Source organism: Collinsella sp. AM34-10, from assembly GCF_003469185.1.
GTDB lineage: Bacteria > Actinomycetota > Coriobacteriia > Coriobacteriales > Coriobacteriaceae > Collinsella.
Genome location: NZ_QSIL01000006.1, coordinates 161,132 through 171,052, shown reverse-complemented (window position 1 = coordinate 171,052; position 9,921 = coordinate 161,132). Strand labels below are relative to the sequence as shown.

Sequence of the window (9,921 nt, the reverse complement as noted above, 5' to 3'; positions counted from 1 at the left end):
TGCCTTTCGGGTTCACCATCCATGGTGGGGCGCGTTTCTAACGAAGCTGTAACGGCCGTTGGGCTCTTTTGGCGCCAGCCCTTCTCGACCCGTACGCCACTCATGGTATGTTTATCGCGATAACAAGGACGGAGGTGCCCATGGCACGCAATAAGTACCCGGAGGAGACGGTCGAGAAGATCAGGGGTGACGGCCCATCGAGTGTTATTTTGCGAGCTAGGCGCATCGAAAGCGACCTTTCGTGGTATAAACTACTTGCCGGAAGCCGCGGCTTTCAGAGTACGGCTTACGTGTACGTTTAACCTCCGTGGGCGACGGGGTGCCGCAAGGCGTAGAATATCGCCCACCTGTAGGGGCCTGCAGCGATGCGGGCCCCGCTTCGTATGAAGGGGGGCGTAACCGATGAAGATCGTATCCATCTCCCAGGACTTCTTCGACCTCGTCGAGGGCGACCGCGAGCTCATGCTTAAGCACAATCGTCCTTGCATCGTGGTGGTGAGGCTGCGTTTCCGCGGGAAGCGCAGGGACTTCGCCGTGCCGCTGCGTTCCAACATCGCCCCTAACGTGCCCAAAGACCAGTACTTTGCGTTGCCGCCCCGCCCCACGACGCGCCCCGGCTGCCGCCACGGCATCCACTACATCAAGATGTTCCCCATAACCAAGGCCTACCAGCGCCGCTTCAGGACCGAGGGCTCGGCCTACTACGAGACGCTCCAGCGCATCATCGATGGCAACACTAAGCGCATTGTCTCCGAGTGCCAGGCATACCTCGACCGCTACGAGCGCGAGGGAAGGCCTCGCTTTGCCGTCGACATCGACCGCATCGTGGGGCTGCTGGAGGGCGAGAAGTAGGGCATCTCGGCTCAGTCTCGAGCCATGTGGAGTCGCTCCGCATTTTTGAACGCCGTGTGTGCGTCCCAAATACTTGAGAAACAAGCTGTGAAGTGCGGTGGCGCGCCCGTGCCCGTGCATAGCCGTCACCATCAGCGTCTACGCGGCGTCGGCTTCAAGTGGAACTGGCGCCGCTGCTGTATATGGTTTGCCTTGCTGCAAATAGCGATCAATGCCCGCGATGTTTCTGCTTGCGCTTCAACTTTCGCTGCTCGAAGCGCGTCTCCGCCTCATCCGCACGACGCTGACTTCTTGCTTGAGCCGACTCCCGCTTCATCGCTTCCCGCTGTGCCGCGAGCGCCTGTTGTGCCTTGGTGCTCACCGCGGGCCGTTTAAGGGCTTTCGCTGCCTCACGAGCGCGCCGCTTGGGGTTCTTCGCGGGCTTGCTTGTTTCAGTGGCCTTGTCGCCGAAGAACGAGAACTTTTCCCATTCGCTTGTAACGAATCGCAGAATCTCCTCATCGGACGGCTCCGCGCCGAAGACGATGCGGGCGACGCCATACCTTCCGCCCTCGACGTGCTCCGCCAGCCCGACCCAGAATTGACCGTCGTGATATGACGATGAGCAGCAAGTCGCTGATAGCCGCCCTGCGAAGCTAGTTGCCTTGTTCGCAGCCGGGCCGCAGGCCGCACCTACGCTCGAGCTCTGCCACGAGGGCATCGTTGTCGGTCACCGAGACGATGGCGTCGCCGTCGTAGGGCGCCTCGATATAGACGCGGTCGAGCGAGTTGGCCGTCCCCGCCCAGAGCGTCCTGGTGCGCCGGACGCCCCGCACGTGGGCGTAGGGTATCACCGAACGCATCCTAGCGTACACGACGACGAGGCGGTCGCCGTAGAGCTCGAGACGGTTGCTGCGGACGGGAAGGGCGGCCAGGGCCACGAGGGCCGGGACGGGCAGCAGCGCGAACCAGCCCCATAGGAGCGCGGGACTCGAGCTCAGGAAACACGCGATACACGCCGCGGATAAACCGCCCGCCACAATCACCATGGCCGCTATGAACCACGGGTCTGTCCTGCCGGGGAACACCCGCTCCGGCCGCTCGTCCTTCTCACCCATTACGGCCTCCCTCCCGACGCCCTCCCTAGCGGAGCGTGGGGCCGGAGAGTGCCTTGAACCCGTCGCCGACCATCTCGCCCCCCGTTCCGTGGGCCTTCTGTAGTGGTGTGTACCCCCGACTGTTCGACGGATGTCGTACGATTGAACGTTTTTCGAACTTTTTTAAGATGGGTGCGGCAGGATCGAGCAGATTGTTCGCGCGAGAGGCTCCCCGCCGCCGCGCCCGGTCTCGGGTTCGATGCATCGACATCCGTCTCAGGTGGTGTCTCCGCTGCGCGACATTGCAGGGGGCAAAGCCGAGATGCCATGGTGCGCGCCGAGGCTTTGCCCGCGGGGCGAAGATTCTAGGGGTCCGACGTGGCCTGGAGGGGAGACGGACATGCAAGCGCTTATGACTGAGGAGCTGGCCGAGTGCCTGCCGCCGCTGTACGCGACCGAGGGAGGGGCACTCGCCCTCGACCTCACAAACCCGGAAGGCGAGGACCACCTTGACCTCTGGTGCTCGCTTACCATCAACCTTTCGGGTGACCCCTTCGCCTCCACGTGGCGCATTCACACTTGTGCCCGGCATCATGGACATGGGCGTCGCCAAGTCGGCCGACGGGGCGCAAGCCCCTGTTGACTCAACGTTCGACGAGATAAACCGCATGTTCTCAAAGCTCGGCTTTATCGATTACAATTCACGCCTCGCGCAAGGGCCGTTCTACTCCCCAAACCTAATCTGCCTGTCGCACGCATCGAGGCGACGGGGCGGCGCCTTCTCGCGTGAGTCAATTCCTGTTTTACTGGTGCGGATCCCAACATGCCCTTATGCATGGTGCCCTGCCGCTTTCGAAACTTCAAAACCATTCGATTTTCGAAACTGAGTGGGAATAAGTTATCGGTACGCTTTTTTATAAAATGTAAAAAAGCACCCCCATAACTGATGAAATGGACGCTGAGAAAAAAGGGGGCGCATCTTGCGTATATACCGACGTGAAGATCTACCTCTATCTTGCATCGCGCGGGTATGAGCTTTCTGTGGGCCGTATTGGGAAGCTCGAGTGTGACTTCATCGCTCGTAGGCGCAATGCTTACGCCTACATCCAGGTCTCTATGTCGATTGCCGACAGAGGCGTCGAGGAGCGCGAGTACAGGCCGTTCGGCCACATCAGGGATGGTTATCCGCGCTACTTGTTCACGCTTGATCCTCTATTGCAGGAGAGGGATGGCATCAGGCACCTTAACATGGCGTCGTTTATGCAAGATGGCGGTGATCTTATTTGAGCGGCGGCCAGATTCCTTTGCTCCCTAGTGCGCAAACAGCGCGGGTATCAAATGAGGACCATTGCCTCACGTAGAATCGATAGATTGAAAACTTGTTTTGATGTTGACAGGCTTTTGGCCAGTGGCTCCTATTGTCGAGTGGGAGTAGCTGAAACGAGGCGATTGAATAACTCCGTACGTTTTGGTTAAAACAAAAAATATGCCGCGCGCCTGCGGCATGAGGGAGGGAGATTTCTATGAATATCGTTGTATTGAGCGGCAGTCCGCGTAAGGGCGCCAATACCGACACCATGGTTGAGGCGTTTGCCGAGACCGCGCGCGAGGCCGGCCATACGGTCGAGGTCATCCGCGTTGCCGGCAAAAAGATCGCTGGTTGCTTGGGGTGCCAGTATTGCTTCGCCCATGAGGGCACTTGCGTGCAGAAGGATGACATGGCCGACGTGATCGAGCCGCTGAAAGGCGCCGACATGGTTGTCTTCGCTTCGCCTATCTACTGGTTTGATATCACTGCGCAGGAGAAGGCCGCCATCGACCGCCTGTACGCCTTCGGTGCTACGGGCTTCCCGTTCACCAAGACGGCCCTTTTGCTCGATAGCCACAGCGAGGGCGTCTATGATGCGGCGATCGCTATGTACAAGTCAGCCTGCGCGTACTGCAAGTGGGAGGACCAGGGCATTGTCACCATCAGCGGTATGACCGAGCGCGACAGCATGGCATCGTCGCCCAAGTTGAAAGAGGTGCGAGAGCTCGCTCGCAAGCTGGCCTAAGGACAAGAAGAGCGCATGGCAATCAGCGCTAGCGGAAATGCGTGCTGCCCTTACCATAAGGATTGCTGATCGCCATGCGTCGATGCCCTTGCGGACAATTCCGGTATGCTAAAACGCCTTCTCGTTCAAGAATTCCCTGAACGCGGGGATGTCAAAGCCAACGAGACCACGCCCGCGCTCTCCGATGACGCCGTCCTTCAGGAGGCGGCGTTTGTATTGGCTTGCGTAGTTGCTGGCGACGCCCATGCGTTTGGCTATCTCCGAGACTCTGCTGGGGCCAGAATCGGGCAGCATCGCGAGCAAAAACTCAATGTCTTTATCGGAAAGCTCTCGATATGTTGTTTCGAGAATTCGATCGCGCAGCTCCATGCGTGCGAGCAGGGAACCTTGCTGGACATCAGGTGCGCTGATTTTGGGCGAGTTCTCCGAAACATCCCATGTGCGATATCCGACGAGCTGCATCATGTAGGGGAATCCGTCGACGGCCTTCACGGCATCCTCGAGTGCTTCTGGCGTGATTGAGCGGCCTCCTGCTTCAATGGTTTTGCGGAATGCGTTTGCAATTTCAACGTCAGTGATTCGTCCCAGCTGATGGTACTGGGAGCGCCTGAGGAACGAGACGGAATCGTTACGCAGCAACGCCGATACTTTGTAGGGCAGTCCTGCCATGAGTAGGGCAACTTTTTTACCTTCGCGTACAAAGTGCTGGTAAACAGAGGCAAATTGAAGCATTTCTTCGAGATCGACTGTGACTTCATCGATGGTGATGAGAAGTCCGATGTCATGTTTTTCGAGTTGCTTAAAGATGCCATTCATACGTGTGCGCCAGTTGCCCTGGGCCTCTTGAGCATACGTCCAATCGATGCCCACTGGACCAATTTGAACGCCGTTTATTCGCGCGTGAGGCTGTGAGAGATAGCTATCTGCGGCTTCTTTGGTTCGCTCGATAATATCTTCGAGCATGCCTGGCATGGCGGAGACATTTGCTGCGATCCAGTCGTGTTCAAGCGCCGTTTCTGAAAGGAGCGAGAGAAGCGCCGTCTTGCCCGTTCCCCTTGCGCCAGTAAAAATGGTCGACAGGTTGGGATCTCCCGGGCCATTGATAAAGCCACGGTTTATGTCGCGCAGGATATGCTCGCGACCCGCTAGAAAGGGAGGGATGCTTCCAAATGTTGGGGTAAAGGGGTTCTTGCTGTACTCCATGGTAACTCCTTTGCAAGTTTTGCTAATTTTTGCAACTTTTGCTAAATTTTGCAAGTTTTGCTAATGGCTTAACATGCCTTGTGCCGTGGGATTGCAGGAGTGAAAAACGGGGAGTTCTATTATTCCGACTACGTTGCAGCGAGCGGGGCCCGGAGCGCGATGTTTCTGCGCTCCGGGCCCCGCTGCTTTGCAAAACCATGACGGTTTGGCCACCGTTGTTTTAGTCAAACAGACTCGGCATGTCGTTTTCCTTCATAAGGGCACCGGCGGAGGGGAGGCTCTGCGTGGTGAACTTCTCGGCAGAGACGCCGGCGCCGAGGATCTCCTCGGTCGTGCCGACGGTGGTGACCGAGCGACCCTTCTTGGCGGTAAAGGCCTGGACGCCCTGCGTGTTGGTGGTCGTCTTGGTCTTGAGCAGCGACGTGTTGAAGTTCATCAAACGATAGTCGCTCGAGACCAGCGCGATGTCGCGATCTTCCTTGAGCACCTGTGCATACAGCAGCTTGCTGCCACCGTAGATGGCGTTCTTGAGGCGCTTGCGGTTGGTCTTGGTGACGTATCCAGAAAGCGCGACGCGCACCACGCGGCCGTTCTCAAAGACGAACAGCACGTCGGCCTTGTAGTCCTCGGGGTCGATGACCCAGATCACGCTCTCGTCGGGTTCCATCTCAAGATCGGTCGGCAGGTATGAGCCCAGCTGGGCCGACTTGGTGTCCTCAAACGCCGCAACCTTGCACTTGTACACCTGGCTCTTGTTGGTAAACACGAGCAGCTCGTGGGTGTTGGAGGACGGGAACTCGATAAAGGGTTTATCGCCGTCCTTGTACTTGAGCGTGGTCGCCTTCTTGAGCACGCGGTCCGTCATCTTCTTAAGGTAGCCATCGCGCGAGAGCATGATGGTGACCGGGTACTCCTCGACCTCGGGCTCCAGGCTCACCTCGATGACCTCATGGGGCTCAATTCTGCCCGTGCGGCGTGGCATCACATACTTCTTGTTGACCGCGGCCAGCTCGTCGCTGATGACCTTCTTGATGTTCTCCTCGCTGGAGAGGATCTCCTCAAGCTCGGCAATCTCGCCCTCAAGCTTGGCAATGTCCTTGGTGCGGTTGAGGATGTACTCCTCGTTGATATTGCGGAGCTTGAGCTCGGCAACAAACTCGGCCTGGGTCTCGTCGATGTCGAAACCTTTCATAAGGTTGGGCACGACCTCAGCCTCGAGCTTAGTGCCGCGGATGATGGCGATGGCCTTGTCGATATCGAGCAGAATTGCCTCAAGGCCGTGCAACAGGTGCAGGCGCTCGGACTTTTTGCCCAGGTCAAAGTTAATGCGGCGGCGCGTGGACCCAATACGCCACTTGACCCACTCGTGCAGAATCTGGCGCACGCCCATAACGCGGGGATAGCCGTCGACCAGCACGTTAAAGTTACACGAGAACGAATCCTGCAGCGTGGTCGAGCGATAGAGCTTGGCCATGAGCTTGTCGGGGTCGACACCGCGCTTAAGGTCGATGGCGATGCGCAGGCCCGAGAGGTCGGTTTCATCGCGGATGTCGGCGATCTCCTTGACCTTGCCCTCCTTGGAGAGCTTGACGATGCGCTCGATGATGACATCGGTCTTGGTGGTGTAGGGAATCTCGTAGACCTCGATGATGCGCTCTTCGGGAATCCAGCGCCAGCGGGAGCGGATTTGGAAGCTGCCAAGGCCGGTCTCGATAATCTTTTCCATCTCCTCGCGGCGGTAGATGATCTCGCCGCCGGTCGAGAAGTCGGGCATGGGCATGTACTCGAGCAGGTCGCAATCGGGATCCTTGAGGTAGTGCATCGTTGCGGTACAGACCTCGTTGAGGTTGAAGCCGCAGATGTCGGACGCCATGGCGACGCCGATGCCCTTGTTGGCCGAGACGAGGATATTGGGGAACGTGGTGGGCAGCAGGCGCGGCTCCTTCATGGCGCCGTCGTAGCTGTCGACGAAGTCGACCGGGTCCTTGTCGATGTCCTTGAAGATCTCGGCGCTGATAGGGGAGAGCTTGGCTTCGGTGTAACGCGAGGCGGCGTAGCTCAGGTCGCCCGAATAGTACTTGCCAAAGTTGCCCTTCGACTCCACGAAGGGGGCAAGCAGTGCTTCGTTGCCCGTCGCCAGACGCACCATCGTCTCGTAGATCGCGGCATCGCCGTGCGGGTTGAGCTTCATGGTTTGGCCCACGATGTTGGCGCTCTTCTGGCGCTCGCCCTTGAGCAGACCCATCTTATACATGGTGTAGAGCAGCTTGCGGTGCGAGGGCTTAAAGCCGTCGATCTCGGGGAATGCACGCGAGACGTTGACGCTCATGGCGTAGGGCATGTAGTTGACCTCGAGCGTCTGCGTTATCGGCTGATCGGTGACCTCGGAGTGCAGGCCGATGACGTTCTCGGCGTTGACCTGCTTTTTCTTTGGCTGGGTTTTCGTCTTCTTCTTTGCCACGATTTCCTCTTGAACTTCTTATGGGCCGTCGTTATCGATTTGCTGCTATTGCAGGTCCAGCTGGTCCAGATATTCCTTGCCGTGCTCGGAGATATGGCGCTTGCGGCCCGCCTCGTCGTTGCCCAACAACAGGTTGAACATGGTTTCCATCTTGGTGACGTCCTCGGGCTCCACCTTAATCAGGCGACGCGTCTCGGGGTTCATGGTGGTGAGCCACATCATGTCCGGGTCGTTCTCACCAAGACCCTTGGAGCGGTTGATGGAGCACTTTTGGTCGCCGATTTCTTTGAGGATGCCGTTCTTCTCGAGCTCAGTGTAGGCAAAGTAGGTCTTTTCCTTGCAGTTGATCTCGTAGAGCGGCGACTCGGCGATATACACGTAGCCCTCGTCGATAAGCGTGGGCACCAGGCGGTAGAGCATGGTGAGCACGAGCGTGCGGATGTGGTAACCGTCGACGTCGGCGTCCGTACAGATGATGACCTTGTTCCAGTTGAGGTTGTCCAGGTCGAAGGCGCCGAGATTCTTGATGCGCTTGTCTTTGATTTCCACGCCGCAGCCCAGCACGCGCATGAGGTCCATGATGATGTCGGACTTAAAGATGCGCGGGTAGTCCTCCTTCAGGCAGTTGAGGATCTTGCCGCGGACGGGCATAACACCCTGGAACTCGGCATCGCGCGACGTGCGAATGGCGCCTGCTGCCGAGTCACCCTCTACGATGTAGATCTCGCGGCGGCTCTTGTCCTTGGAGCGGCAATCGATGAACTTTTGCACACGGTTGGCCATGTCGGTCTTCTGCTGCAGGTTGGTCTTGATGCTCTGGCGCGTCTTCTCGGCGTTCTCGCGCGAGCGCTTGTTGATGAGCACCTGCTCCATGATCTTGTTGGCGGCATCTTTGTTCTCGATCAAGTAGGTCGAGAGGCGCTCCTTAAAGAATGCCGTCATGGCCTGCTGGATAAAGCGGTTATTGATGGCCTTCTTGGTCTGGTTTTCGTAGGACGTCTGGGTGGAGAAGCAGTTGGTCACCAGTACCAGGCAGTCCTGGACATCTTGCCACTTAATGCCGCTCTCGTTTTTGTTGTACTTGCCCTGTTGCTTGATGTAGGCATCGATGGCGCTGGTCAGAGCACTGCGGGCGGCCTTCTCGGGTGAGCCGCCGTTCTCGAGCCACGATGAGTTGTGGTAGTACTCTTGCATCGTGAAGGTGCGCGAGAAGCACATGCAAGCAGTGATTTTTACGTTGTAATCGGGCAGGTCTTCACGGTCGCGACCACGACGGTCGGCCTCGATAAAGAAAGGCTCGGTGAGGTAGTCGGTACCGACCTTCTCGAGCACATAGTCCTCGATGCCCTTGGGATAGCAGAAGTCCTCTTCGGAGAACTCGCCGTCGTCGCCCTCGATACGCAGACGGAAGGTCACGTTGGCGTTGACCACGGCCTGGCGGCGCATGGTCTCGCGATACCACTCGTGGGGGATGCTGATGGAGGTAAAGACCTCAAGATCGGGGCGCCATTTGATGGTGGTGCCGGTACGGTCCTCGTCGCTGGGCTCAATCTCGAGTGCCTTCTTTTTGGCACCGACGACCTTGCCCTTCTTAAAGTGCAGGGAGTACTTGTTGCCGTCGCGCCAAACCGTGACGTCCATGTACTCGGATGCGTACTGGGTCGCGCACGAGCCCAGGCCGTTGGTACCGAGCGAGAAGTCGTAGTCGCCGCCCTGGTTGTTATTGTATTTGCCACCGGCGTAGAGCTCGCAAAAAACGAGTTCCCAATTAAAGCGCTTCTCGGAGGGGTTCCAGTCGAGCGGGCAGCCGCGGCCGTTGTCCTCTACCTGAATGGAACCATCGCGAAAGGCGGTAAGGGTGATGAGCTTGCCGTAGCCCTGGCGCGCCTCGTCAACGGCGTTGGACAGAATCTCAAAGGCAGCGTGTGCACAGCCGTCGAGCCCGTCCGAGCCAAAGATAACGGCGGGGCGCAGACGTACACGCTCCTCGTCTTTGAGCTGGCGGATACTGTCGTTACCATAGTTTGCGGTGTTTTTTGCCATACTCGCTCTCTCGATGCTCCTTTGCTGCGTTTTAGTCATATAGATAGTCAAGGTAGCATAGCCCAGCCCACAGACGATTCCACCCAACACGAAATCCATCGAACAATCGTTCGGAATTCGATGGAGATTCGTTTACTCGGACAAAACCGAGTCGGTTTTGTCCGAGTAAGTTTGAATAGTGAATCGAAGTTGTTGTGTCCGCATGGCGATGACGAACATGATTTTCATAATG

General features: G+C 57.8%; 9 protein-coding genes. 4 read left to right on the top strand and 5 right to left on the bottom strand.

What is annotated here, in order from left to right:
• Window positions 1-402: 402 nt before the first annotated feature.
• The gene (locus DW823_RS07305; protein WP_117848167.1) at window positions 403-852 is read left to right on the top strand and encodes a hypothetical protein; all 450 of its coding nucleotides are present in this window, start codon (window positions 403-405) and stop codon (window positions 850-852) included.
• A gap of 208 nt (window positions 853-1,060) precedes the next feature.
• On the opposite strand, the gene DW823_RS07300 is transcribed toward DW823_RS07305, so the two are convergent.
• Both DW823_RS07300 and DW823_RS07295 read right to left on the bottom strand, forming a co-directional pair.
• A complete protein-coding gene (locus tag DW823_RS07300) occupies window positions 1,061-1,552 on the bottom strand; it encodes a YjdF family protein (protein WP_199412385.1) in 492 nt (163 codons plus the stop codon).
• A complete protein-coding gene (locus tag DW823_RS07295; RefSeq protein WP_117848169.1) occupies window positions 1,488-1,949 on the bottom strand; it encodes a PH domain-containing protein in 462 nt (153 codons plus the stop codon). The genes DW823_RS07300 and DW823_RS07295 overlap by 65 nt, the downstream gene beginning before the upstream one ends.
• Window positions 1,950-2,328: 379 nt before the next feature.
• Between DW823_RS07295 and DW823_RS07290 the strand changes: the two genes are divergently transcribed.
• The 3 genes from DW823_RS07290 to DW823_RS07280 all read left to right on the top strand — a co-directional run bounded on the left by DW823_RS07290 (window position 2,329) and on the right by DW823_RS07280 (window position 3,982).
• Entirely contained in the window at window positions 2,329-2,571 is a 243-nt protein-coding gene (locus DW823_RS07290) for a hypothetical protein (RefSeq protein WP_117848171.1), read from the top strand.
• A 308-nt stretch (window positions 2,572-2,879) separates the two neighbouring features.
• On the top strand, window positions 2,880-3,215 hold the full coding sequence (locus tag DW823_RS07285; protein ID WP_199412386.1) for an ATP-binding protein: 336 nt from the start codon (window positions 2,880-2,882) through the stop codon (window positions 3,213-3,215).
• Between the two features lie 236 nt (window positions 3,216-3,451).
• The gene (locus tag DW823_RS07280; protein WP_117848172.1) at window positions 3,452-3,982 is read left to right on the top strand and encodes a flavodoxin family protein; all 531 of its coding nucleotides are present in this window, start codon (window positions 3,452-3,454) and stop codon (window positions 3,980-3,982) included.
• Window positions 3,983-4,090: 108 nt separating this feature from the next.
• Here DW823_RS07280 and DW823_RS07275 read toward each other — a convergent pair whose 3' ends face one another.
• The 3 genes from DW823_RS07275 to DW823_RS07265 form a co-directional block, all read right to left on the bottom strand.
• Window positions 4,091-5,185 (bottom strand): ATP-binding protein, encoded by a 1,095-nt coding sequence (locus DW823_RS07275; RefSeq protein ID WP_117848174.1) that lies wholly within the window; start codon window positions 5,183-5,185, stop codon window positions 4,091-4,093.
• A gap of 220 nt (window positions 5,186-5,405) precedes the next feature.
• Window positions 5,406-7,646: a DNA gyrase subunit A gene (locus tag DW823_RS07270; RefSeq protein ID WP_117848176.1), complete on the bottom strand. Its 2,241-nt coding sequence runs from the start codon at window positions 7,644-7,646 to the stop codon at window positions 5,406-5,408.
• 45 nt (window positions 7,647-7,691) lie between these two features.
• The gene (locus DW823_RS07265) at window positions 7,692-9,689 is read right to left on the bottom strand and encodes a type IIA DNA topoisomerase subunit B (protein WP_117877032.1); all 1,998 of its coding nucleotides are present in this window, start codon (window positions 9,687-9,689) and stop codon (window positions 7,692-7,694) included.
• Window positions 9,690-9,921 lie beyond the last annotated feature (232 nt).